17 protein-coding genes and 1 pseudogene are annotated in these 25,375 nt (G+C 64.9%); 10 read left to right on the top strand and 8 right to left on the bottom strand.

Features of this window, described 5'->3' with window-relative positions:
• The first annotated feature begins 229 nt into the window (after nt 1–229).
• On the top strand, nt 230–3,262 hold the full coding sequence (locus AAGA68_09335) for an SUMF1/EgtB/PvdO family nonheme iron enzyme (protein MEM9385248.1): 3,033 nt from the start codon (nt 230–232) through the stop codon (nt 3,260–3,262).
• A gap of 359 nt (nt 3,263–3,621) precedes the next feature.
• Nucleotides 3,622–6,672, top strand: coding sequence for an SUMF1/EgtB/PvdO family nonheme iron enzyme (locus AAGA68_09330; protein MEM9385247.1), 3,051 nt, complete (start codon nt 3,622–3,624; stop codon nt 6,670–6,672).
• Between the two features lie 61 nt (nt 6,673–6,733).
• Here the strand turns inward: AAGA68_09330 and AAGA68_09325 are convergent, their stop codons facing one another.
• A complete protein-coding gene (locus AAGA68_09325; protein MEM9385246.1) occupies nt 6,734–7,756 on the bottom strand; it encodes an RNA-directed DNA polymerase in 1,023 nt (340 codons plus the stop codon).
• 15 nt (nt 7,757–7,771) lie between these two features.
• Between AAGA68_09325 and AAGA68_09320 the strand changes: the two genes are divergently transcribed.
• Nucleotides 7,772–8,125 (top strand): four helix bundle protein, encoded by a 354-nt coding sequence (locus AAGA68_09320; protein ID MEM9385245.1) that lies wholly within the window; start codon nt 7,772–7,774, stop codon nt 8,123–8,125.
• Between the two features lie 432 nt (nt 8,126–8,557).
• Here AAGA68_09320 and AAGA68_09315 read toward each other — a convergent pair whose 3' ends face one another.
• Together AAGA68_09315 and AAGA68_09310 are read right to left on the bottom strand one after the other, a co-directional pair.
• Nucleotides 8,558–9,880, bottom strand: a complete 1,323-nt coding sequence (locus AAGA68_09315) for an SUMF1/EgtB/PvdO family nonheme iron enzyme (GenBank protein ID MEM9385244.1) — start codon at nt 9,878–9,880, stop codon at nt 8,558–8,560.
• A 62-nt stretch (nt 9,881–9,942) separates the two neighbouring features.
• Nucleotides 9,943–11,202 (bottom strand): annotated as a pseudogene (locus tag AAGA68_09310) (ATP-binding protein).
• A gap of 406 nt (nt 11,203–11,608) precedes the next feature.
• On the opposite strand from AAGA68_09310, the gene AAGA68_09305 reads away from it, so the two are divergent.
• Complete coding sequence (locus tag AAGA68_09305) at nt 11,609–11,800, top strand: hypothetical protein (protein ID MEM9385243.1); 192 nt, start codon at nt 11,609–11,611, stop codon at nt 11,798–11,800.
• A gap of 195 nt (nt 11,801–11,995) precedes the next feature.
• On the opposite strand, the gene AAGA68_09300 is transcribed toward AAGA68_09305, so the two are convergent.
• Nucleotides 11,996–13,084 (bottom strand): hypothetical protein, encoded by a 1,089-nt coding sequence (locus AAGA68_09300; protein ID MEM9385242.1) that lies wholly within the window; start codon nt 13,082–13,084, stop codon nt 11,996–11,998.
• A 280-nt stretch (nt 13,085–13,364) separates the two neighbouring features.
• On the opposite strand from AAGA68_09300, the gene AAGA68_09295 reads away from it, so the two are divergent.
• The 3 genes from AAGA68_09295 (at nt 13,365) to AAGA68_09285 (ending at nt 17,158) form a co-directional block, all read left to right on the top strand.
• Nucleotides 13,365–14,174: a helix-turn-helix domain-containing protein gene (locus AAGA68_09295; GenBank protein MEM9385241.1), complete on the top strand. Its 810-nt coding sequence runs from the start codon at nt 13,365–13,367 to the stop codon at nt 14,172–14,174.
• Between the two features lie 59 nt (nt 14,175–14,233).
• The gene (locus AAGA68_09290; protein MEM9385240.1) at nt 14,234–15,766 is read left to right on the top strand and encodes a serine hydrolase domain-containing protein; all 1,533 of its coding nucleotides are present in this window, start codon (nt 14,234–14,236) and stop codon (nt 15,764–15,766) included.
• 66 nt (nt 15,767–15,832) lie between these two features.
• Entirely contained in the window at nt 15,833–17,158 is a 1,326-nt protein-coding gene (locus tag AAGA68_09285) for a hypothetical protein (GenBank protein MEM9385239.1), read from the top strand.
• A 94-nt stretch (nt 17,159–17,252) separates the two neighbouring features.
• Here AAGA68_09285 and AAGA68_09280 read toward each other — a convergent pair whose 3' ends face one another.
• Together AAGA68_09280 and AAGA68_09275 are read right to left on the bottom strand one after the other, a co-directional pair.
• Nucleotides 17,253–17,936, bottom strand: coding sequence for a cupin domain-containing protein (locus AAGA68_09280; GenBank protein ID MEM9385238.1), 684 nt, complete (start codon nt 17,934–17,936; stop codon nt 17,253–17,255).
• Nucleotides 17,937–17,962: 26 nt separating this feature from the next.
• Entirely contained in the window at nt 17,963–18,583 is a 621-nt protein-coding gene (locus AAGA68_09275) for a glutathione S-transferase (protein MEM9385237.1), read from the bottom strand.
• Nucleotides 18,584–18,725: 142 nt separating this feature from the next.
• On the opposite strand from AAGA68_09275, the gene AAGA68_09270 reads away from it, so the two are divergent.
• Nucleotides 18,726–19,298: a TetR/AcrR family transcriptional regulator gene (locus tag AAGA68_09270; protein ID MEM9385236.1), complete on the top strand. Its 573-nt coding sequence runs from the start codon at nt 18,726–18,728 to the stop codon at nt 19,296–19,298.
• Nucleotides 19,299–19,391: 93 nt separating this feature from the next.
• On the opposite strand, the gene AAGA68_09265 is transcribed toward AAGA68_09270, so the two are convergent.
• Nucleotides 19,392–20,369 (bottom strand): hypothetical protein, encoded by a 978-nt coding sequence (locus tag AAGA68_09265; protein ID MEM9385235.1) that lies wholly within the window; start codon nt 20,367–20,369, stop codon nt 19,392–19,394.
• A 288-nt stretch (nt 20,370–20,657) separates the two neighbouring features.
• On the opposite strand from AAGA68_09265, the gene AAGA68_09260 reads away from it, so the two are divergent.
• Nucleotides 20,658–23,012, top strand: a complete 2,355-nt coding sequence (locus AAGA68_09260) for a CotH kinase family protein (protein MEM9385234.1) — start codon at nt 20,658–20,660, stop codon at nt 23,010–23,012.
• On the opposite strand, the gene AAGA68_09255 is transcribed toward AAGA68_09260, so the two are convergent.
• Nucleotides 22,989–23,702: a hypothetical protein gene (locus AAGA68_09255; protein MEM9385233.1), complete on the bottom strand. Its 714-nt coding sequence runs from the start codon at nt 23,700–23,702 to the stop codon at nt 22,989–22,991. The two genes, AAGA68_09260 and AAGA68_09255, sit on opposite strands and share 24 nt — an antisense overlap.
• A gap of 336 nt (nt 23,703–24,038) precedes the next feature.
• Here AAGA68_09255 and AAGA68_09250 point away from each other — a divergent pair, with 336 nt between their 5' ends.
• Nucleotides 24,039–25,325 carry an alpha-amylase family glycosyl hydrolase gene (locus AAGA68_09250; GenBank protein MEM9385232.1) on the top strand — a complete coding sequence of 429 codons (1,287 nt, stop codon included), beginning with the start codon at nt 24,039–24,041 and terminating at the stop codon, nt 25,323–25,325.
• Nucleotides 25,326–25,375: the final 50 nt, after the last annotated feature.

Raw genomic sequence — 25,375 nt, 5'->3', positions numbered from 1 at the left:
TTACGCTGCGGGGAATTGAACCGCGAGCTGTACAATTCGCCCCTTCAACCGCCGACGCCGCGCAGGTTCCGCGGTGTATCACGACGCAAGCGACGCACTGAGGTGTAGGGACTCGTCGATTGCCTGCGACGTCTGCCCCCCACAGCGCACTAGCCTATGGACGAGGCACGCTCGTTCACGACGCTACTGAGCAGTAGTCTAGAAACACAGCTATACACGAGTGTCCCGCATGCCGCAGGCCGTCCACAACGTTCGTTTGATACGGATCTTCGTAGGCTCCCCGTCTGACGTGAGCGTGGAGCGCAGGCTCGCGCGCCAGCTCATCGACCGGCTCAACGACAGCCCCCATTACAAGGCCTTCCGCTTCGAGGCCGTCACCTGGGATCAGTCCGCCTACCCGCGCATCGCCTGGGTGAGTCCGCAGAAGGCGATCGAGGAGAACCTGCCGACACCGGCGGAGTGCGATCTGGCGGTGTTCATCTTCTGGTCGCGCGTCGGCACGCCGCTGCCGGAGGAAGACTACCCCGATTGGCCTACCGTCGAGTCCTTGCCCGAGCCCGCGGCGGAGCACCGCAGCGGCTCTGTGTGGGAGTTCTACCAGGCGATGGAGGGGGCGAAAGGCAACAACGACGGCCGGCCGGCGGTGCTGCTGCTGCGCGGCGCGCATGCGCCGGAACCCAACCTGGAGGATCCCGTCAGCTGGGCCGGTCAGCTACAAGCCTGCCGAGACTTCTTCGCGGCGCTGAACCCTGACGGCTACCGGGTGAACGTGATCGACTACGACGGCACCCAGGCCTTCGAGGACACGCTGCGCACGCAGCTCGATCAGACGATCTCCCAACTCACGCAGGGAGGCCAAGGCGCCGCCTCCGAGCAGCCGTCGCCCCAGTCCGCCGCGCCACCCCGCGTGCCCGAGGCATACCGCAAGTGGATCCTAGGCGAGGTGGAGCAACTCGATAACCCGGGCCTCAACGCCCAGACCGGGGTCGCCATCACCCTGGCGCAGATCTACGTGCCGGCGCTGACGCTCATCCAGCAGCCGGAGAACGGGACCAGCCTGAGCCTCGATCGTCAACAGCATTCCTTACTGCTCAATGAGCTCAACGAACGCTCGCTGTACGTGCCCGGACAAGCGGGCGGCGGCAAGACCACCTTCTGCCGCTGGGTGCTCGGCGTGGTCGGCGGCGCCATTCCCCTGCCCAGCGAGCAGAGCGAGCAACTCCCAGCACACTATCGGGAAACCCCACCGAGCGATCTGCGTCAACGCCTGCCTGTGCTGATCCGCCTGCGGGATCTCGCTGAGGCGCTCGCCCCGACGGAACGCGATTGGGGGGCCCGCCAGTTCCTGGAGGCTATCGGCGATTGGTTGGAGGGCCGATGTGCCGATGTCGGACTGACGCGAGCGCTCTTCGTGGCGCACTGGGAGGCCGGATCTGCGCTGATGCTGCTGGACGGTGTGGACGAGGTGCCCAGCGAAGGAAAGAACCCGCAAGGAAAGACGACCTATCCCCGCAGCGCCCTGTTGAGCGGCCTCGCCAGTACGCTGCGGTCACCGAGCTTCGGGGATAACCGCGTCTTGCTCACCAGCCGCCCCTACGGACTCTCCAGCAACGATGAGAACCAACTCGCACTCGCAACGCGCGACCTGAGCGCCCTGCCGAGCCCGCTACAGGAGAGCTTCATCGATCAGTGGTTTCGCCTCGCCACGCCAAGCGAATGGAAACGCAAGGCCAGCGCGCTACGGTCTCAGTTGGAGACCCGCGACGACCTGCGAGAGCTTCGCAGCAACCCCCTGATGCTGCACGCGCTGTGCGTGAAGTACCACGACGGGAATCAGCTGCCCGAGGACATCCACGATCTCTACGACAGCATCGTGAGCCGCGTGCTGCACAACCGCTACGAGAGCGAGACCCAAGACATCGTGGCCACGAGACGGCGACTGCAGGTGATCGCCCTAGACATGCACACGGGCGAGTACAGCGGTCAGCCGCGTACGCAGCCAATCGCGAAGATCGCGAACGCCGAGGTCGAACGGGCCCTGACCACCTTCGCACAGGCCAACCGCTACGACGAGACGAGCGAACTCGATGCGAACCGAAAGCTCATGGAGCTCCTGCGCAACTCCGGGTTGCTGTTCTCCAGCGACCAACACTCGGCCGAGTTTGCCCACCTGATGTTCTCGTACTTCCTGGCGAGCGAGCGGCTGCGAATCAATGACGTATCGCTCAGCGACTGCCTGCGCGAGCACGGCAACGTGGAGGCCTGGCATCCCACGCTGGAGTTCCGCTTTGCCTACGAGGCCCGGGATAGCCTGCAGCGCGCCATGCCGGTGCTCGACGCGCTGGCGGACGACATCGCGGGAGACCAGCTCGCCCGCGAGCCATTCAAAGCCGCGCTCATCGGCCGCTGCCTCGACATCGCGCAACGGCGCGGGCGGTTGGGGGACTGGGAGGGGCGGTACCAAGGCATTGCCCGGCGAGCGTTGGCGCTGCCGATCGACATGGAGGCGCGCGTTCAAGTCTATCGGTGGCTTGGGTTGATGGGCCTAGACGACCGTCCTGGCGTCGCTGACGAGAACGGATTGCCCTCAATCGACTGGGTAACGGTGCCCGCAGGTAGCGTGTTGCTGAAGCAAAGCAAATGGCTAGCTGGCACGGGGATGCACAGGATCGAACATGCCTTTGAAGTGTCGCGTTACCCCATAACCCATCGGCAGTTTCAGGCCTTCTTGGACGCCGAGAACGGCTACGCGAACCCCCAATGGTGGGTGGGACTCGAGCAACCAGAGCAGGCTGGGGACGCGTACTACAAGATTAGCAACTACCCTCGGGATTCGGTCAGCTGGTACGAGGCAACGGCGTTCTGTCGATGGCTGAGTGCCGAGATCGGGGAGGCGATCACGCTGCCAAATGAAGCCCAGTGGCAGCTCGCCGCTGGTGGTCCCAATGCCAATGAGTACCCGTGGGGTGACGCCTGGGACGCGAACGCAGCCAATACGGGGAGAGACAGGGGTGCGGCCGTTGGATTGTGGCCGCGTGACAAAGGCGTTGGCGACGCATATGACTTCGCGGGTGGACTTCGCGAGTGGTGCGCTCCCGTCGAAGATCAGCCGCAATCAATGCCCTTACGGGGTGCGTATTGGGCCGCAAGTAGCGGTTTCGCAGAAGAACAGGCGCGCTGCGCCGACCGCTCCTGGAATCGTCCGTACTACCGCAACATCAACGTCGGTTTTCGGGTGTGTCGTTGCTCCCCATCTTCCTGAACACTGATCCACTGACCACCGCTCCCTGACCGCCGCGAAGCGGCGCTCGCGATTTTTTGGAAACGCACCGCCCACAGCAACCCGTGTCAAGACCGCCGACGCATCCAATGATGCTTAAGCCGTATGCATCACAAACCCTCTCGTCGATCACTCGACAACCCGATAGGCTAGTGTGCTGTCCCAGAAGTTCGTTGAAAAACACGCACGGGGCTTTTCGTTCCTGGGTGCGGCGCGACGACGAGTGTGGCAGGCCCCACGGGAGGAGGAGCAACGTACTCAGGGGCGAAAAGTACCCGCGTATTTTTCAACGAACTTCTGGGACAGCACACTAGCAAAACGTATATTCAAGAGTGCCCCGCATGTCTCAGGCAGGCTCCACCGTCAATCTACTACGAATCTTCATAGGCTCCCCGTCGGATGTCGGAGAGGAGCGCAAGATCGCCCGCCAACTGATCGATAACCTCAACAGCAGTCCGCACTACCGTGGCCAGCGCTTCGAGGCCATCACCTGGGATCAAACCGCCTACCCTAGAATCGCCTGGGTGAGCCCACAGAAGGCCATCGAGGAAAACCTCCCGAAGCCCTCGGAATGCGACCTGGCGGTGTTCATCTTCTGGTCCCGAGTCGGCACCCCGCTACCGGCGCGGGACTACCCCGAGTGGCCCGCCGCCGAACGCCTACCCGAGCCCGAAGAGACACACCGCACGGGTTCCGTGTGGGGGTTCTACCAGGCCATGGCAGGCGCGAACACCAACGGCAAAGAACGCCCCCCGGTGCTACTGCTGCGCGGTACCCACGACCCCGTACCGGACTTCAAAGACCCCGCCGCCTGGGGCGCTCAAGTGCAAGCCTGCCGCGACTTCTTCGCCGCCCTAAACCCAGACGGCTACCGTATCAACGTCATTGACTACCGCGGCACGGAAGCCTTCCGCGACACCCTCCAAGCACAGCTAGACCAAACCCTGGCCCCACTCGCCAAGCCACCTGCAGACGCAGTGCCGACCGCCGCCCCTACGGATCCTTCCCCGCCGCTCGTGCCCGACGCCTACCGACGGTGGATTCGAAAGCAGGTCGCCAAGCTCGACAACCCCGGCCTCGACGACAAGGCTGGGGTCACCATCAGCCTGGCCCAGATTTACGTGCCCGCCGTTACCATCGGCGGGGAACGAGCAGAATCCACCAAGAATCGAGAGCGGCAACAGCACGCGCTCATGCTCGACGAACTCAACCAGCGTTCGCTCTACGTGCCCGGTCAGCCGGGTAGCGGCAAGACCACCTTCTGCCGCTGGGTGCTCGGCGTGGTCGGCGGGGCGATCCCACTTCCCAGCGCGCAGAGCGAACGCTTGCCGGAGGCTTTTCAAGAACCATCACCGAGCAACTTGCGCCAACGCTTGCCGGTGCTCATTCGCCTGCGCGACCTCGCGGACACGCTCAACCCTACGGAACGAGACTGGTCATCAGCGCAGTTTTGGAGCGCGCTGGGCGAATGGCTCGAGCGCAAGCAGTGGGCTGATGGCGCGCTGACCAGTAGGCTCGTTGAGGCCCACCGCGCCGCCGGTACGCTGCTCTTGCTCCTCGATGGCGTCGACGAAGTCGCGACGGCAGGGCGAGCGCCCGACGGTCGCCCGACGTACCCGCGCAAGGCGCTGCTCAGCGGGCTCGTGAACGCCCTCAACGACAGCGCCTTTCAGTCGAACCGCGTGCTGCTGACGAGCCGCCCCTACGGCCTCTCCCGCAACGAGGAGACTCAGCTGCCCCTGGCCAGGCGAGACCTCAGCCCCCTACCGCCACCGCTGCAGAACGGTTTCATCGAGCAGTGGTTCCAGCTGGCCATGCCCCCGCAGGCACAAGAGACGGCGAGTGCCCTTCGCACGCAACTGGAAGCCCGGACAGACCTCACCGAGCTGCGCACCAATCCGCTGATGCTGCACGCGCTGTGCGTGAAGTTCTACGACGGCAACCAGCTGCCTGAGGATATCCATGACCTGTACGCGAGCATCGTCAGCCGCGTGCCCCACAGCCGCTACGAGCGCGACACGAGGGACATTGTGGCCGCAAACCGCAGGCTGCAGGTGATCGCCCTCGATATGCACACGGGCCAGTACAGCGGGCAGACGCGCACGCAGCCCATGGCGAGTATCACCTACGGCGAGATCGAGTCGGCACTCACCAGCTTCGCGGACGAGGGACCCTTCGATGAGAGCACCGAACTTAGCGCCAGCCAGAAGCTGCGAGACTTGCTGGACAACTCGGGGCTGCTCTTCTCGCGCGACCAGGACTCGGCCGAGTTCGCTCACCTCATGTTCAGCTACTTCCTGGCGAGCGAGCGCTTGCGCGTCAACAAGACCTCGCTACGCGAGAGCCTTCAGGCGTATGGGAACTCGCAGGCCTGGCACCCAACGCTGCAGTTCCGCTTTGCCTACGAAGCACGCGAGAGCTTGCAGCAGGCGATGGAGGCCCTGGAGGCCCTCGCGGACGACGTGTCGGGCGAGAAGCTAGCCGCTGCACCCTACAAGGCGGCACTCATCGGGCGCTGCCTGGAGATTGCCAGCCGCCGCGGCAGGCTCGGGGACTGGGCCACTCGTTACCAAGACGTGGCCAGGCGCTCACTAGCAGCGCCGGTAGAATCATCCGCGCTGACGCAGGTATACCGATCCTTGGGCCTCATGCACTTGGACGATCGACCTGGCATCGGCCTGGACGCGAATGGACTGCCCGCGCCGAAGTGGATCGAGGTGCCCGCGGGCAGCGTAGTGCTGGAGAAGCACAGCGACCTTCCCGGCGAAGGCGAACATGCGGTTGCGGCCTTCGAGATCGCTTGCTACCCGACTACTCATCAGCAATTCCAAGCGTTCCTAGATGCCGAAGACGGGTATGGGAAAGGCTCTTGGTGGGATGGACTAGAGAAAGAGCTGATGCCAAGCCGAGCTAGGCATGCGATAGGCAACTATCCTAGAGACAGCGTCAGTTGGAACGATGCCGTCGCCTATTGCCGCTGGCTTAGTGCGCGTCTGCAGTGTGTAGTCAGGCTGCCGACTGAAGCGCAGTGGCAGCTCGCAGCAGGAGGGCCCCATAGCAAGACCTATCCATGGGCCAATGAGTGGGATCCGGCCGCGGCAAACGCAGGAGGTGGCAATCAAGGAGTTTGTACAGCCGTTGGGCTATGGCCGCGCGACCGAGGCGAATCCGGGGCATTCGACTTCGCGGGCGGGTTGACTGAGTGGTGCGCCCTCCCGCTCGGTGCAGACAAGTTGGAAGTAGCGCCCTTGAAGGGGGCGGCCTGGGTTGACGATGAAGCGCAGCGTCCCGATGGGCGCGCTGCGCCTTCCGCTTCAGGTTTCATCCGGACAACCGCCTCATCGGCGTCGGTTTTCGGGTGTGTCGTTGCTCCCCATCGTCCTGAACACTGACCCACTGACCACTGCTCCCTGATCGCCGCGAAGCGGCGCTCGCGATTTTTCTGGAACCGCGCTACCTGCGCGACACTTGCCCCAAGTTCGAGAGTACACGCTTGCGCAACCCCCACGTGTCGCCGTAGCGCACGTGGTTGATCCACCCTTGAAACGACGCATCGAGCTGCGCAAAGCTCACCCGCCCGGCCCGATAGGCCGCCACCACTTCGGCCAAGCGCCGCTGCCCATGGCGCACCTTGCGCGCCTTCACCCGCCGCTGCGTCGGGAACACCACAAAGCCCAGCCAGGGCACTCCGCAGCGACCAGGCATCACCTGCCCAGAACGCTCGTGTAGGGTCAGGCGCAAGCGCGCCAGGCGCTCGACGATCGATTCGCGCCAACGCTGCAGCTGGCGCTTGCTGTCGCTGAATAGGGCGAGATCATCGACATAGCGCAGGTACGCCGTGCAGCCCAGCTCGCGGCGCACGAAGTGGTCGAAGGGATTGAGGTAGCAGTTCGCCCAGAACTGCGAGGTGAGATTGCCGATCGGTAAGCCGCGCGGCCGCGTCGCCGCCAACAGGTCATCGCCGGGAAAGTACACGGGCGTGTACTGGTCATCCAGCACCCCCGCACCACTCGCCAGGATGCGTCTAATGAGTGACCGCGTTTGTGCACAGGTGACCACCCGTTGGAGTTCGCTCAACAAGACTTCATGGTCAACCGCTGGAAAGAACTGAACGACGTCGAGGCGAAGCGCGTATCGATATCGCTTGGTCAGTGCTTGTAGCTCGTCCACGGCGGCATGAGTTCCCTTGCCCACGCGATTCGCGAAGCTGTTGGCAATGAAGCGTGCCTCAAAGGCCGGCTCGATGACTTGGCACAATGCGTGATGCACCACTCGATCGCGAAAAGGTGCTGCACTGATCTTGAGCAACTTCGGCTCGTGCACATGGAAGTGCACGTACCGCCCGGGGACGTAGGAGCCTTCGCCGAGGTCGCGCCGCAGGGTCGCGAGGTGATGCCCCCAGTTCGCCTCGAAACGTGCCGCGGGGGCCTGGCCGCGCTTGCCTCGTGCGGCACGGCGCGCGGCACCCACGTACATCGGAGCGACAGCCCCATGGCCAACGACATGATCATCCTGGTCCGAACCTTCGATCTACTGAGCTGGCTAGTCCCCGCGTGCGCCCGCTTTCCGCGTGTGTTTCGAGACAACGTGACGGCCCGCCTGATCGGTGCGGCATTGGATACGCAGGATACCCTGCTCCTCGCCCAGGCCGCACGCCAGGGAGACACTCGTCTGCGGCACCTGCAGGACAGCAGCGCTCACGTTCAGCGCCTTCGCGTTTACCTGCGCCTGGCCCATCACCTGCAATGGCCTACGGATGGCCAGTACGCTCACGTGACGAAGCTGGTCGATCATGTTGGCGCCTTGCTGGGCGGGTGGCTGCGACAGGCCCAAGCACCGTCCTAGCACACCAACTGCATGATCATCGGTGTTAGCCTACCCAGGCCGATGAAGAGCTGTCGGTGGGGCGCCCCGGTGGCGCGCTGCGCCAACCGCAACAGGAATCATCCGAACAACCGCAACATCAACATCGGTTTTCGGGTGTGTCGTTGCTCCACATCTCCCCACCCGTGCGGCTAGGCCGGACGGCGCACGCCGTCGCTATGCCGCTCACCGATCAAGGTTCGTGAGCTCCGCTGCGGGATGACTAGATGGCGCGGGGTGGTCCCGTCCGTACGCTGGCGGTCTGATGCTGCCGCCGTCGGGCGCATAGTGCAGATTGGCGACCTCCTGGGTGCGCTTGACGCGCACCCCGAGGTCGCCTCCTGCGCACGACGTCTGAGGTCACCGCGACGCCGGCGGCAGCCGAGCCGGAGTAAGTGTTCAGCAGTTCAGTGTTCAGGAAGATGGGGAGCAACGACACACCCGAAAACCGACGAGGATGACGCGGAAGTACGGATGACTCCAGTAGCGGTAGGCGCAGCGCGCGTATCGGCGAGCAAGGCTCCAGTTGCCACCACGAACGCTTCGCTCTTTCGCGCCATCCACCGCCTGGTTGTCGGCCACTTCGTACTCGTTCAAGCACCACTCTTCCACATTGCCCGTGCAATCGCCCATGCCATCACGAGCACCCCCCTGCGGGCAGAGATCCACCGGCGAGGTGGTTCCTGCCTCTTGCTCGAGCAAGTTCGCGTAGCCGTCCACCCAAGGGCCCTCCCAAGCGAACTCGCGCTGTTCCTCCCGCCCCCTGGCGGCCCACTCCCATTCCCATTCCGTCGGCAAGCGAATCTCCTGGCCGCCGAGCACCGCAGCACGTCGCGCCGTCAGCCAGCGACAGAAGGCGACGGCGTCGTACCAACTCACGCCCACCACCGGTCGCCAAGGCTCCCGAATCGTCGGCTTCGGCGGCTCATCCCCGTGCGGGTGATCGAGCCCCGCATACCACGGCCCCGCCGGCGATGACTCCGGATCAGCCAAGAACGCCATGAACTGTGCGTAGGTCACCGGGTACCGCCCCAGGGCGTAGTGCGCAGGCGTGCTGAAGGTGCCGGCACCGCCCTCCAGGGTGACCTCACCGCCCGGGATCTCCACCCAAGCGATGTCCGGCAGTCCATCGCCATCCACGTCCATGCCCTTCGGTGCCCGCGCCGCGAAATCCATCGCCCGCTCTCGCAGCTCGATACGCTCAAGAAAGGGCCGGTCGACCCGCTCCCAGTCCTCCCGCCGCGGGCACACGAAGCTGCGCATGGGCTCACCCAAGGACTCGACCCCACCGCCGGTGATCGCACTCAATGCGCGACGAATCTCCGGCGCTCGACCTCGGTGCCAGCGCAAGCTCAGCTCATCACCTTGCCGTCTCGCCATCGCCTCGGCCCAACGCCGCGCGTCCCGTTCCAGCTGGCGCAGCAGCGAAAGGTCGTAGCCGCGCTCGTGGAGCCACCGCTGGAGTCGCGGCCACTGGGTAAACAGCGCCTCATGAGCCACTTCCAGCGTGCGATCAGGCCCCTCCTGCTCACCATCGCTGACCAACAGCCGCGCGTTCACCAGCGCCGCGGCCAGGGCAGATGTCTCCGTATCCGAAGGCCACGGCGCGCGCCGGCGCGTAGGCCGACGTTCATCGTCCAAGGACACCAGCTCTGCGAAGAGCCGGGTGAAGGCGCGCTCGCGCGTTGCGGGCTCCATGGCCACGGAATCGAGGGCGGTATCCGCCTGCCGACGCACCGCACCGCCCACACCACCGAGCGTGTTGTACGCCGCGAGCGTGAGCGCGACCGGCTCCAGTGCTCCCACAACGCATCCAACGTAAACGCGAGCAAGGGCAGCACGCCGGGGCCAGCACCGGCATCGCGCAACAGCGTCGCCAGCAACTCGTCATCCAGCCGCGCCCCGGCCTGCGCCAGGGGCATGGTCGCGATCTCGCGCAGCTGCTCTGGCGCAGGCGGGCCCAGCAGCATCGCGGGCGCGCCGAACAGCTCCAGTAGGCTTGGGACATCAGCGATGCGATGGAAAAAGTCGTTGCGCATGGTCACGACCACGCACAGCTTCGGTGTTGCTGCTAGCTGGGCGAGTAACCAGCCGAACGGTTGCTGATGAGACTCGCGGCAAACGGTAAAGAGCTCTTCGAACTGATCGATGAACACCAGCAGCGGCGTGGGGAGCCTCTCCAACTGGGGAAGCACGTCGCGCAACGCCTGATCATTTTCAGACTGGGCGGCGTACCGCAGCTGTTTCGCTAGGGGTCCGCCGGGTGCGGTGGATGCCCATTCGCGCAACGCGGTGGCCACGCCGACAAAGGGGTCGTCGCTGATGCCCCCGGGGGAGATTTGCTGGGTCGCTTGCCAAGCGGGATTGCTCGCCGCCAACGCGGGGATCAACCCCGCTTCCACCAAGGACGACTTACCGGACCCCGACGCGCCCAGTACCGGAACGAAACCGCCCTGCTCCATCACGCGCTTGACCAGACGGTCGATGTCACTCTGTCGGCCCGCGAAGATCTTCGGGTACTCGCGGGTGTACGCGAGGAGGCCACGGTAGGGGCCTGCCTCAGGGTAGTCGCGACCGCGTACCAGCAAGGTGGTGGGCGGACCGGGCGGCGCTGTCTTGGGCGCCGAGGTCGCCACGTGCGGCTGTTTCCGCAACCAGTCGAGTACGTAGCGACGCAAAGAGGTATAGATCTTTTCTTGAAACTGGTCAGCGCCATCGTACGGGTTGACGTAGTGTTCGATCGGCCGGTCGGCGGGATGGAACTCACGTACCAGGCGCTTGACCCGTGCCGCCTGCTCGGACTTCTCCTCGAAGTCAGGGTCGTTGATGTCCAACGACGCGCTCGCCACGTTGTGCCAGACCCACACCGTGCGGTCCGCCTCCAAGGCCAGATAGAGCTCACGCTCCGTGCCCGAGCGGCACTTGCGCCCTCCCGCCGTCGTCAACACGTCTGGCAACGGATGCCCCAAGCGTTGCCAGAGAATACCGATGACGAGATCACACTCCTCCGGGCTCGTACGGCTCTCGATATGCGCCTGCGCATCGCGATTCGCTGGCATCGTGTCGCGCCCCGGGGTGCTGTCCCAGGACTCGTCGTAAATCACTGCCCGCGCCCGCACCTCGGGGTCTTGATTCACCCGGGCGATAGCGTCGCGCACGTGGGCGCGCTCCGCTGCCACGTCGCCAGGGCTGGCGACAAAGACGCGAAACGGCTGAATACCGGGCTCGCTCACCTGAATCCTCCAAGGCTTCTCCCAACACTGAAGATAGCGTGATCGACCCCGCACACCAAGCACCAGGTCAGGCCATCGTCTCGCAGGCCCCGCAGCAGGGTGCGACTTATCTCCTAAGACTTGCACTAACATATCAGTGCCGCAGCACATCGCGATTTGTGGCGCACCGATGAGGATCAGCGTCGGACGCGGTCAGCTGTGCTGATCGTCAAGAAAGAGAGGGAGAAACCTGATGAAAGCCATATCGCGCGTACCCGCCAGCTGGGGTGCGCTGCTACTCATGAGCCTGCTCGCCGCCACAGACCCGGCAATGGCGCGGTCCGCCCAGCAGCTGTCCTGCGAGACCGGCGAGTTCCCGTTGATCCTGCAGAACATCCTCATCCTGGAGGACGACAGGGAGCTGCCCGATCAGGCCTCACGGTGAACGATATCAGCTGCGTGGAGAATGGCGGGCTGCAGGGTGAGCGGCAGCTTCGAACCTGGCTTTGGAGCGATCGCCGACGCGGTGACCGGCACCTTTGACAAGTCATCGACGAGATTAACGCCCAGCTGGCCTGCTACGAAGTATCCTTCAGCAGGTGAGGTGGTAGCGACGCGGCTACCACCCCACCGTTCCTCCCTAGCGCTTGTTCACCGCCTTACGGTCGTGGCTGCGCAAGCGTGCGAAGGCCTGGGCAGACTCGTGCGCATCGTACAGCTGCATGGCTGCCTCCTCGCACTGGGCCACCGCCTCCTCGCGCATGCCACGGCCCGTCTCGTAGAGCGCGCGCTCGACGGCCGCGGTGCACGTCTCGAGCTTGCGCTCGGCGAGATCGGTCGCGTTTGCGAAGCGCGCGGCCAACAGCGACTCCTCCCGGCTCACCCGCTCGCTCTCTGCGAACTCGATCAGGTCACGCGAGGTGCTCTGTGCAGCCACCGCGTAATCCCGCGCGTTGCTCAAGGGGATCAGCAGATCCGCGTACAGAGGCACGTTAGGTAGCGCCAGCACCTGCACCGTCCCGCGCACGTTCCAGCCCGCGCTGAAGGTGGTGAGGGCACCGTGCTCGGCCCCTTCCTCGCCATCGTCGCAGCCGCCGACGATCTCATCGTCACAGCCTCCATCGAAGACCAGCTCGTCCGTGACCGGCTCGCAGAACTCGGGCACGATCTCGCACAGCGGGGGCGGCTCATCGGGGGGCTCCAGGCCGTCCTGCACTTCGAAGGGCTGGAAGCCCGCGGTCAAGAACTCGATGTCATCCCAATCGACGAACTGGATCACCAGCTTGATCGCACCGGCTGGCGGCAAGGACGTGGGGGTGGCGGGCGTATGGAACACGTAGCCTTCCTCACAGTTGTCGCCGTAGGGGCCGGTGAACTCCAGCCACTCGTTCGGCACGTGAGGCAGTTCGAGGCCGTTGTTGTTGACACCGTTCATGAAGTCGTTGCCGGCCACGCCGCCCTCGTACCAACCCCATTCGAGGAGGTTGTTGCCCTTTACGCGAAAGCCGCAGGCGCCGTCCGGGAATGGCACGGCCTCACCGGAGGCAGTCCACTCGATGTCGCCGCCGAAGGGACCGTTGACGAAGATCTCTACGGTGGGCGTGCCGAAGGCCATGGGGTCGATGTCGACGGCCAGATTGCCGATGCCGGCATCGGCGAGGTTGCTGGCCAGCGTGAGCGCGAGCGCGGTGGCGCCGAGGCTGCTGCGCATGATGGGGTTGCTATTCACTGTACTTCTCCGTTGTTGCTCTTGAGGTTGAACCCTTGGCGCACGCACGCACCAAGGCTGAGACCTACGGCCAAGTGCAGGCTCGGCACTCGCTGTGGTCACCCGAACCCTGCGCGAGCGAAGGGCGCCAGAGGTCATCAACAACCGAGTTTTTTTGCCGTGAGGGAATCAGCGTGCGGACGTCGCTCACTCCAGGTTGCGCCGCCGACGTCGTTTGCTAATGTGACGCCCCGAACGGCGATGAGACGCCGCCCTGCACGCCCTCAGCGAAGGTGCTCCGGTGCAAACTCACAAGCTCCAACGTAGGCACACCCTGTTTCGTGGCGAGGGGCTCTCGACCAGCCTCAGCTACTACACGCCAGACCAGCACATGGCGAAGCATCGCCACGACTATCACCAGGTCTCTTGGCTGCTCGTAGGCGAGATGCAGGAGTCCGGCCAGCGTGGCGAGCGCGATGTGTACCGGTTCTCCTGCGGTGTCAAGCCGGCCGGTTTCACCCACGCGAACCGATACGGGCCGTCGGGGTCGCTGATCCTGGCGGTGAACATCGATCCGGAGATGCCCCTGGGGCTGCAAGCGCTCGCGCTGGGCGATTGGCGCTGGCGCCCGCAGGAAGAAGATGGCGCGCAACGACGGTTCGCGGAGCTTATGCCCCTGCTAGCTGAGCCGAGCACCTGCAACGAGCAGCTCGTGTGGGATCTGCTTGCCCTATCGCTGTCACACCGCGACGACACCAAGCGAGGCGCCACGCCGCCGACCTGGCTTGCCAACGTGCGCGAGGCCCTGCGCGAGGGCGGCCCTGACCTCGACCTCGCCGCCCTGGCTCACGAGGCGGGCGTACATCGCGTACACCTCTCGCGAAGCTTCTCGCAATGGTTCGGCACCTCGCCGAGCGCCTATCGCTCGCGCAGCGCCTTGGCGAAGGCGGTCACGGCCCTCGCCAAGGGCCACTCGCTGAGCGGCGCCGCCAACGAGGCAGGCTTCGCCGACCAGGCCCACTTCCACCGTGTCGCCCGCCGCCAGACAGGTCTCACCCCCGGCGCGCTCAGGCGCCTGTCGCGGTGCCAGCAGGTTACGTCCGTACAATAGATCCGCGCCGCCTCAGGTCACCATTTGCGCCGTTACTCCAGCAACGTCGAGGGAATCCGATGCTGAGACACGCCGTTCTCGTCCTGGTCCTGCTCGTACTGAGTGCCAGCGCCCGCGCCACCTCGCCCCAGGAGGCGGCCGATCAGCTCAGCGCCTTCATCGATGACATTCCGGGCCTGGAGCCCGGGTTCGCCGCCGTGGTGGTGACCCCCGATGACGTGCTTCTGAACAAGGTGATGGGCGTGAGGCGCGCCTCCACCGGCGCACCGCTCACGGTGGATACGCCCATCTACATCGCCTCCCAGACCAAGGCGTACATGGGGTTGCTTGCCGCCGTGCTGGACGAGCGAGGCATCTTGCCTTTGGACAGCACCGTGGCGACGTACTGGCCAGCGCTGGCCCTGCCGGGGGGACTGCAGGCCGAGGACTACACCTTGCGCCAGCTGCTGACCCACGAGTTGCCGATAAACGCAGATTTCATCGTCAACACAGAGGCCTATGTAACCCGCATCGACCCCGAGGACTACCCGCGCCTAATCGGCGAGTACGCCGAGCGGCGCGATGCGGGCTTCTCCTACGACAATTTGGGCTACAACATCTACGGCGCCATCTTGGAGACCCACACGGGCAAGACCTGGCAGCAGTGGCTGGATGAGGAAGTGTTCACGCCCCTGAAGCTGTCGCGAAGCTCCGCCCGCACCTCAGACTTCAGCCTCGACGAGTTGGCCTTCAGCCACCAGTGGCAGGGCGAGCCGGGCTGGCACGACGTGCGCCCGAAGTACGACGGCATGATGCACTCGGCGGGGGGTATCGTGACCTCCACCAATGACATGGCGCGCTTTCTTCAGCTGCAGCTTGTCGGTGGAGGCGACGCCACGCCGTTCTCGCGCAAGGCCGTGGCGCTTGCGCAGACCTCCTTCGTGAGCACCGCCATGGAGGACCGTAAGAACGCCTACGAGCTACCCTGCAGCGGCTACTCCTTGGGCTGGAATTTGTGCGACTTCAGCGGCCATCAGGTGTTCATCCACGGCGGAGGCTACACAGGCAATCGCACGATGATGGCGTTCTCGAAGGACCTCGGGGTCGGCGTGGCCGCCTTCTCCAACTCGGACAATCAAACGGGCTGGTTTACCAGCCGCACCGTGACCATGTTTCTGCAGTTTCTCACCGACCACCCGGACGCCGAGAAGATGCGCGCCCTGCGCGTCGAACGCTATCCGCAACGCGTAGCCCGCCAGCTAAAGTACTTGAGCGAGCGCGTCGCCGACAGCGAAGCCGACCCGCAGTGGCAGGGCTGGCAGTGGTCTCCCCCGACGACGGCCCTCCACGAGTACGTCGGTCGCTACCGCACGGACGAGGTGTACTTGGAGTGGAGCTTGGGGGTGCGCGGCCAGCTCGTCGCCGACTGGGGCGATATCTCCCTAACGCTAGAGCCGGCCGCGCCAGACCTGTTCGCCACCCGATCGAGCCCCCTCGATCCCTGGTCACCCGTGCGCTTCCTGCGCGATGGCGCGGGCAAGGTGATCGGTTTGCAGCGCGAGGGCCACGCGTACCAGAAGGTGGCCGCACCGCCGGGCACTAGCAGCCAATAGGCTGCTTGCGCTTGCGCGGCGCCGCGTAGACGGTAACCTGCAGGAGCTTTGCCACGCGAGTACGCGATGAACCTGCATCACCTACGATCCTGCCTGCTAGGCGCCTTGGCCTTGTGGCTAGGCGCCTGCTCCTCCGACGCGCAAACCCTGCGCATCGACGACGGCTACCTCACTCCTGAACAAGCGAAAACCATCCGCGACAGCTGGCCTAAGGAAACCCGCCAGCAGCTGATCGACTACGTGTACAGCAACAGGTTCAATCGCCAGGTCCGCCCGTGCGGTGAGGATCCGGCACTTGAGAACGTGCCCGCCGTAAAGCTCTCCGGCAAGGGCTTCAAGCTCCCCCGCCGCCATCGCGATGACCTCAGCTGCGCCTTGGTCGAAGCGGGCATCTACCTGCTCGGCGAGCGAGGGCGGTCGAGTACGGACTTCGTCACCCTGGTCGGCGTGGCGGACGGCGAACGAGTATTGGAGATCGAGGTGCAGCGCGACGAGGGCGGCGTCGTGCAACAGGTCTATGGACTCCACGCGCCGGATATCGGCCGCCTGCTACTGCGGCCCCGACCTGACAACGCGCCGGGCGTGGGGCGCTTCGGCAAGAAGGTCGAACGAGAAGTCTCCGCCTCGCAGAGCCTCGACGCCGTGCGCGCCCTACTGGGCAACGCCTCCTTCGATCTTTCCGTGGTCGGCTTCGGCCTGGCCCCGGACGAGACAGATCCCAAGGACGAGCCGGGCTGCGCCGAAACGGGCAAGTGCCCTCTGCTCGCCTGCGGGCCCGCACCCTCGGACCAAGCGGTCTTACGCCAGGCGCTCTTTTCCGCCGAGGACAAGCGCGAGATCGTCTGCCCCACGCTCGAGCGCTGGCAGACCGAGCGTCACCGCATCTCATCACCCACCGACAACGTGGTGCGTCGGGCCTTGGTGATCGCCGCCATCTCCCGCGCGCCGGAGTCGGACACGCGGCGCGACGGGGTGCGCATCGTGACCGAGCACAGCACCTCCGGCACGCGTTTCGTCGGGTTCAGCGAGCTGCTGCCGGGGCTGGTGACCACGCCCGTGCTCAGCCAAACCGTACGCAAGGTGGAGGTGATCGGCTGCGAGGGCGATAAGCGACGCCAGCGCTGCGAGGCTAAGGTGGCGCTGGAAGTGTTCTCGCGCGTTGTCAACATGCCGCGCAACATGCCGCAGACGGCGTTGGTTGAGTCTCTGGGCTTTCCCTCGCGAAGCTTCGAGAAGACCATGACCCTCGAATTCCGTCGGCGCAATGCGCGATGGGAGCTTCAAGACGCGGAGAAAACGGCCGACGCGCTGTTCGACCTGCAGGACGCGCGCATCACTAAAACGGTTAGCGACTATCTGGTCGAAAAGCTGCGGGCGATGCCGCCGCGCTGAGGGGAGCCATAGCCGAAGCAGTCGGAAACCGCCTCTCGGCGATACGCAGGGGCCTGCCGTCTGCGACCGCCAGGATCCCTACGGCCTGTTGTATTCAGACGTCGACCACGGGCGCCTTCGCAAACGGCAGATGACCGGCTTTGACCCACACCCGAGCGCCCTCGGCACCAGCCACGGCCGATAGCTGGCCACCTATCGGTAAGCGTAGCCAAGAGTGCTTGCGCAATCGATCGCCTGACTCGGCGAACTCGCCCTCGAGCACGAGAAACTCGCCGCCGCCGGGAAGATCGAGGCCCACAGCCTGCCCCGGCGCCCACATCTCCAACCGCACCGACTCGCGCGCATCCTCGAACAGCGGCATCACCGACACGCCTGGACGATCGCGCGCCTCGACACTTGCCATCTTGTTCATGTCGATCATCACGGGCGTGCGATCCTCGGGAGCGAACTGCCAGAGCTTAACGAAGATCACACAGCCCGGCGCGGAGCCGGGCGTGTGTCGCGAGGTGGGCGGGTTACGCACGTAGGCCCCGGCGGGAAAGTCCCCGTGCTCGTCCTGGAACACGCCGTCCAGCACGATGAACTCCTCGCCGCCACCGTGCGTGTGCGGGCTGAAGTGACTGCCGGGCGCGTAGCGCACGATGGTGGTGGCACGGGCCACCTCCGCGCCAATGCGATCGAGCATGCGGCGTTGCACCCCTGCCATCGGCGAGGCTTGCCAAGGCACCTCATCCTCGTGCAGCAGCACGCGCTGGAAGAAGTCAGCGTTAAGTTCCACGGGAGTCTCCTTACCCAGAGCTTCGGTCAGCTGGCGATACTCGGCCGCGAGGCGACGCGATCTCGCCACGCGCGCAAGTTGTGGAGTTCCGGTGGAATCTCCACCTTCGCGAAATCGGCGAAGGCGAGGCCAGCGAAGGCCGTGATGTCCGCCACACTGAAGCGATCGCCCGCGAGGTAGGGCTGGTCCTCGAGCACGCCGTCGAGGTAGCGCATCGTGTCCTGCGCCACCTGCTTGCGCTTCTGCCCCCAGCCTTGGTTCTGATAGGTCTCGAGATCCGGGCCTAGGCCCGGCGTCGCATGGTGGAAGTAGGCCCCTACCGCGTCCATGAGCCCCGCTTCAGCGCGCAGGTTCATCATCTGAGTGACGGCGCGCTGCCTAGGCGTGTCGCCGAAGAGCGATGGTCCCTCGAAGTGGCCGTCGATGTACTCGGTAATGGCTGTGCACTGGGAGATGCAGGTGCCGCACTCGAGCTCGGCGTAGGGCACGGTCGCGTCGGGGTTACGGGCGCGAAAGGCCTCCGTGCGGTGCTCGCCGTTCATCAGGTCCACCGGGACGAACTCCACCTGCTCCGTAGCGCCCTTCTCGGCCAGCGCGATACGCACGCGGGCGGGATTGGGAAAGCCCTCAACATCGTAGATTTTCATCGGGATACTCCTGCAGTGAATTTTAACTACCTACTAGATGGTAGGTAATATTCGCAGTACCCGCAAGGCAACTTGCCCGTCGCCCCCTCCATCATGCCTAGCCCATTGATTTAATGAACACTTTCAGGAATCCTGCAACACCATGGATACGAAGACTCAGCTGCTCGATGCCGCCGAGCGCGCGGCCCGAGAACGAGGCTACGATGGCTTCAGCTACGCCGACCTGGCGGCAAGCGTGGGGATCAAGAAGGCCAGCATCCACTACCACTTCCCCACCAAGGCGGATCTGGCCATGGCGCTCGTGACGCGCTACCGGGACGCGAACCGAGCGTTTCGGGATCAGGTGGACAGCGCAGCCTTGGTGCCGACCGAGAAACTCAGCCGCTTCGTGGCCCACTACCGCGACGCCCTCGGCGAGGGCGACATGCTCTGCCTGTGCGTGTCCCTCGCCTTGAGTCCCGATCGCCTAAGCGAACAAGTACGCGAGGCCTTGAATGCCTTCCACGCGGAGAGCATCGACTGGCTGCAATCGGTGATCACCGATGCGACCAAGGTGGGCGCACTGGCGCACGCGGGTGACGCGCGGGAAGAGGCGAGCGCGCTCCTGGCGCTGGTCGAGGGCGCGCAGCTGCACGGACGGGCGTCCGGTCGCGTGGGGGATTTCGATCGAGCGACGACTCGCTTCATCGCTCGCCTTCGCGGCGGAGCGGACTGAGCGCAAGGCACTACGCCTGGGCGATCGACCTAGTAAGGTGGGCAACGCGCGACCCCGACCGGGGGAGAAAGGCCGCGCGCTACCCGTGGGGACTCAGATACCGCCGGCAGATCCGCCCACCAACCAAAAGGTGAGGGCTTCGGCGAAGCCGCTCTCGTCGTCCGGACGGTAGGCGGCCAACTCCTGCATCGTGTAGCAGTGCTTGCCGAGACGGGTGCCGATTTCGCTTACACGACGGCACTGGTTACGCGCAAAGTGACGACTGTTCTTCTTGTGAAGCGTGGGCGTGTGCACCAACAGCTGCATCGCCTCGCCTTGCACCTGCGCCGGGATGTAGCGCGCTTCCACTAGACGCTCGAGGGCTGCATCGACGGGGAAATCGCCAGCCTCGATGCCGTCCAGTACACCCACCCCGTTCACATAGCCGTCGTTGCTCACGCGGACGGACGCGCCGAAGGCGAAGGCCGTGGGGCCCTTGCAGGTGCGGGCCTTACCGGATCTGCAGGAGTCGCTCGCCACCATCCGATCGTACCAAGTACCCGCGCTATCGATGATCTCCTGCGGCCCGTAGTAGGCGGCACCGTAGCGATCCGTGTACAGACCCGCATTGGGGTACACGCCCACGCCGCAGTCCCCCTTCGCATCGCAGCTCACCAGGGCGAGAATCGGCATGGACACCGCCACGCGCTCACCGTCGACCTGCGCGGGACGAAAGCGTGAACGCTCTAAACGGTAGTGGATTTCGTTGCGCAGCCAGCCACGCAGGCGCTCTGAGCCGCCGTGCTGCGCACACTTGCGTGCGCTCACCTCACCGACGCGACTGACCAGCACTTGGCAGACGATCTTGGTCGACTCTGATTGCACGCGGAAGTCATCCGGAAAACGAAACTGTGAGGAGACGGGCACTTTGCCGTGCTCCGGCGACGCCGGCACGGTCACCTGACCTTCCACGGACAGCGGCCCGTTTTCGGACGCGCTCGCGACCGCGCTAGTGAGGCCGATCAGCGCCGTCAGGGCGACCAGGTAAACGCGGCGGCTGGTGGGCGTGAAAACAAGCGGCTTAGTACGCACTGGCGATGCTCCTCGATCAGTTGAGTTGCGTATTTTGAACCAAAGGCACTACAGAAGTTGCACACCGTACGAAGATGTTAGCGAAGGTTCGTGAAGATATTTTCGAAGTCTGTAAAGGCATTCCATTGGACGCGCGGCAACCGCGAAGGCTTGGCGCATCGCCTGTCCGGACAACCTGAGGCAAAACAGCGCGTGTCGTGACTCCCCTACCGTGTCCGTACCCAATGGGGGCAGAATCAAGTGGACGCCAACAACGAGCACGCCCTACCACCGAGTCAAGGAAGAATTATGACAACACGAGCTCCCATCCGGCGAGGCCGCTTGCCGTTCGCCCTACTAGGACTAATCGGCACGATCGCCAGCGCCGAGCCTCTGGTGCTCAATGAGTACAACGCAGTGTCGGGCTCGAATTTCTTGAACGGTGGTGATGAGTTCGTGGACGAGGACGGCAACACGGCGCCCCCCTTCGATCCCTTCTTCGGCCGCGTCCCTGGCAACGGCGGCGACTGGTTCGAACTTGTGGTGGTCGCCGAAGGCCTCGATATCCGCGGCTGGCAGCTAGAGATCTTCAGCGACGGCGAGCTCGAACCGCGCCTCGTGTTCACTGACGCGCCGCTCTGGGAGAGCTTGGAGGCAGGCACGATCATCACCGTGGCCGAGGACGTGCCCGACGATCCTTCCTACGACCCCGCCAACGGCGACTGGTGGATCAACGTCAACGCCGCCAACCCCGAAGACGGCGGCACCGGTGAATTCATCTCCGCCGACAACTTCCCAGTCAATAACGACGATTGGCAGCTCACGATCTACGACGCCGAGGGCAACGTGGTCTTCGGCCCCGCCGGCGAGGGCATCGTGAGCGACGATGGCGTGGCTTCCGGCATCGGCGTGAACAGCCGCGAGACCTTCGCCCTGCAGGTGAGCCCCGCTGCCGACGTCGGCCGCGACGACGCCGGCTACAACGACGCCATCGCCTCGAGCTTCGGTGCCCCCAACGGCGCTCTCGACCAGGTGGCGCAGGACTTCGCGCCCCTGCGCCAAGATCTGCCCTGGCCGGACCGCGACTTCGACGGCATCTCCGAAGACGGCAACCGCAATGGCCTGGTCGGCGACGCCACCTGCATCGGCGGCAATACGATCGGCTGCGACGATAACTGCAGCCTGATCGCCAACCCTGCCCAGGCCGATACGGGCGGCGTCGGCGGCGCCCTCGCCGACGGCATCGGCAACGCCTGTCAGTGCGGCGATGTGAACAACGACGGCCAGGTGCTGCAGAACGACGGCCTGCGCGTGCGCCTCTTCGCGCTCGGCATCATTCCCCAACTGCCGGCCCCCACCAAGTGCGACGTCACCGGCGAAGGCGCCTGCGACATCACCGACGCCGCCGTCATCCTCCGCGCCCAGAACGGCGTGCCGCCTGGCATCGCCCAGGGCTGCGAAGCGGCTGTCGGGCCCGCGGATGAGACCGAGCTGCTCTACGCCGCAGATCGGGTGGTCGAGATCGACGTGACGATGGACCCCGTCGACTTCCAAGCCTTGCGTGGGCAGACGCGGGATCTCGAAGAACTCGTCAACGACCCCGAGTGCGGCATGCGACCCTGGCCAAGCCCCTTCACCTGGTTCCCCGCCGACATCACCATCGACGGTGAGCAGCAGGTGAACCTCGTGGGCATCCGCAAGAAGGGCTTCCAAGGCTCGCTCTCGGAAGAGAAGCCCGCGCTCAAGCTCGACCTGAACCGCTTCATCGCAGGCGGTGACATCAACGGCGTCACGCGCCTCACGCTGAACAACGCCCGCCAGGATCCCTCCCTGGCCAAGCAGTGCCTGGCGTTTCAGATCTTCCGCGACGCCGGCCTCGTCGCGCCACGCTGCAACTTCGCGCAAGTGCGCGTAAACGGTGAAGAACTCGGTATCTACGTCAACGTGGAAGAGGTGGACGAGACCTTCGTCGCGCGAAACTTCGATGATCCCCTCGGCAAGCTCTTCGAAGCGGAGATCAGCGACTTCTGGCCCGGCCCCTGGATCAACACCTGGGATCCGGACACGGAATCCGCGGAAGACGGCAACGAGGAGCTCCTCGACCTGACGGACGTGCTCGAGCTCACCCCCTACGAGTCCCTCCTGCCAGAGCTGGAGGCCCGCGTCGATATCCCCTGGTTTGTCCGCTACTGGGCCACCGAAGCGCTCATCGCCCACAGCGACGGCTACGCCTTTAACATGAACAACAGCGTGGTCTACGTCTCCCCGCTGGAGAACCAGATGCGCTTCATCCCCTGGGACATGGACTCGGACTTTTTCCCCGAAGGCCAGACAATCTTCGCTATCCGCTCAGCCCTCGCTCGGCGCATGTACAACCTGCCGGACACGCAGGCGCTGTTCCTGGCGGAGATGCAAACGGTGCTCGACTCCTTGTGGGACCCAAACACCTACCTGACCGAGATTGACCGCATCGATGCGCTGCTGTCACCGCGCCTATTGGCTCTGTTCGGTCAGCAGGCCGTCAACGAGATGCGCTTCTTCCAGGGCAGTCTGCGCACGTGGATCGCCAACCGGGAAGACGACGTGCTGGCAGAGCTGGCAGCACCGCCGGTGGATGTGCGCGATGTACAGGTAGCGCACCTATGTGATCAGGAAGTTCGGTAGTCGCCATGCGCCAAGGCTCGGCCTCCTACTGAAGGGGGTCGGGCCGAGGGGGCTCTCCGCCCGAAGCGACGCGGCCACAGCGCAAGACTCATGAGCAATCCGAGCTAGTCCACGAACGCCGGTAGCGGCATCCAGAGAAACCGTTCCTGGTTCGCGCGCTGCCCAAGCCCCAGGATCGAGGGCGTCCCGGCGTGCCACCCCCGCGCGCAGGGCGGCCAGCGATTCCTCATCGCCATCCCAAGGGCGCACGCCCGCGCATGAACCCAGGTAGGCGGGCCCCGCGCGATCGCGCACCACAAGGTAGAGCGCCCCCTCGGTCAGCAAGCCGTTACTGCACGTAGTCACCACGTTGTCCGTGCGGTAGCGCACGCGCAGGTCGGTCACTTGGTGCGGATCGCCGAGGAACTGCTCGACCACGGCGAACCCGGCGAAGCGCTCTGAGTGGGTCTCGTGTTCCCGCGCCTCGTCATCGTCGACTTCACCTGCCCGCGCGATAAACACGTGGCGTGCCACGTCCATCAGCTCCTCACGCGAGTAGAAACACGAGCAGGCGAGTGCTGGACTGGCGGGCACCCACAGCAAGTACGCGGTAGCGAGGACAAGCGCGAGGCGGGTGCAAAGGCAGTGAGGAGCGCGATTCGCCACCGGGGAACGCCCTGCCTGTGCGTCACCTAACAGTGTACATTGCATGTCAGCCGGCCTCGTACTATGCCTAGAAAGCGTGCCTACGATCGTGCAGCCACCGCAAGCCTAGTGGGCCGCTTGGTAAATAAGGTAACGCTCAGTCTGCGTAGGGGCGCGTCGCGCAGCCAATGGCATCGCCATTGGCAAGCGATGCAACGCCGCGAACGCTGCCAACGGGCCAACTTGGTCACGGCGATCCGCTACCCTTCAGGGTCTCATCACCATGTCGCTTGCGAGGCCCCAATGGATCATCCCTCCAACGTGCTCTACACCGCGCTCTTCCTGGCCCTGAGCCTGGCCACCGCTGGCGGCGCTGAGCCCGTGGCGGCACCGCAACCCTACATGAAGCTGCAACACCCCGCTTGGACCCGCTCGGCAAGCCTCTACCAGGTCAACACGCGCCAGTTCTCCGAGGAGGGCACCTTCGCCGCCGTGCAGGCCCAGCTCCCACGGCTCAAGGCCCTCGGCATCGACATCCTCTGGCTCATGCCCATCCACCCGATCGGCGAGGAGAAGCGCAAGGGCTCGCTCGGCAGCCCCTACGCCGTCAAGGACTACTACGGCGTGAACCCCGCGTTCGGCACGCTGGAGGACCTCAAGGCGCTAGTCGATGCGGCTCACGCCCAAGGCATGTACGTGATCCTCGATTGGGTGGCCAACCACACGGCCTGGGACAACCCAATTCGCGAGCAGCACCCGGAGTGGTACGAGCGCGACTACAAGGGCGACTACCGGCCTACGCCCTGGTGGGACTGGTCCGACATCATCGACCTCGACTACCGGCAACCGGGCGTGCGTGAGTACATGGCGGATGCCATGAGCTACTGGGTGCGCGAGGTGGGCATCGATGGCTATCGTTGCGACGTGGCCGGCTTCGTCCCCTTAGACTTCTGGAACCGGGTGCGCAGACGCTTGGATGCCATCAAGCCGGTGTTCATGCTTGCCGAGTGGGAGTCGCGCGACCTGCACGCCGAGGCCTTCGACGCCACCTACGCGTGGAGTTGGCACGAGGCGGTGCACGAGGTGATACAGGGTCACGCGGGCCTGGACGCGCTGTTCGTGTACTACTCCTGGCGCGAGAGCGCCTACCCTGCCGATGCCTATCGCATGACCTACGTGGCCAACCACGACAGCAACGCCTGGGAGGGCACGCAATTCGAGAAGTTTGGCGACGGGCTAAGGGCCGCCATCGTGCTGTCCGTGGTCGGCGACGGCATGCCACTGCTCTACAACGGGCAAGAGGCGGGTAACCCAAAGCGCCTGGCGTTCTTCGAGAAGGACCCGATCCGCTGGCGCGAACACCCGATCGGTGACCTCTACAAGACCCTGTTCGACCTCAAAAAGCGCAACACGACCCTGCACAACGGCCGCCACGGCGCCACCATGCTCCGCGTGTGGAACAGCGCCCCCGAGCACGTGTTCAGCTTCATGCGCGAGAACGCCGAAGACAGAGTATTCGTCGCCGTCAACTTCAGCGACCAACCCCGGTCCGTGACCTTCTCCGATGCACCGTTTTCGGGGCGCTACCTCGAGGTGTTCTCCGGCGAGGATGAAGTGATCGACGCAGACTTCCGCGTGACGCTGCCGCCTTGGGGATACCGCGTGTACACGGGCATCAGAGGGCGCTGAGCGCACCTGGGTAGGCGTCACGTCGGCGTCCGCAACCACACTCCACTCGT

It is taken from the genome of Pseudomonadota bacterium, assembly GCA_039193195.1.
In the GTDB taxonomy this organism is placed as follows: domain Bacteria; phylum Pseudomonadota; class Gammaproteobacteria; order Steroidobacterales; family JBCBZW01; genus JBCBZW01.
The sequence above is the reverse complement of the archived record's forward strand: the minus strand, read 5'-3'. Positions and strand labels throughout refer to the sequence as shown.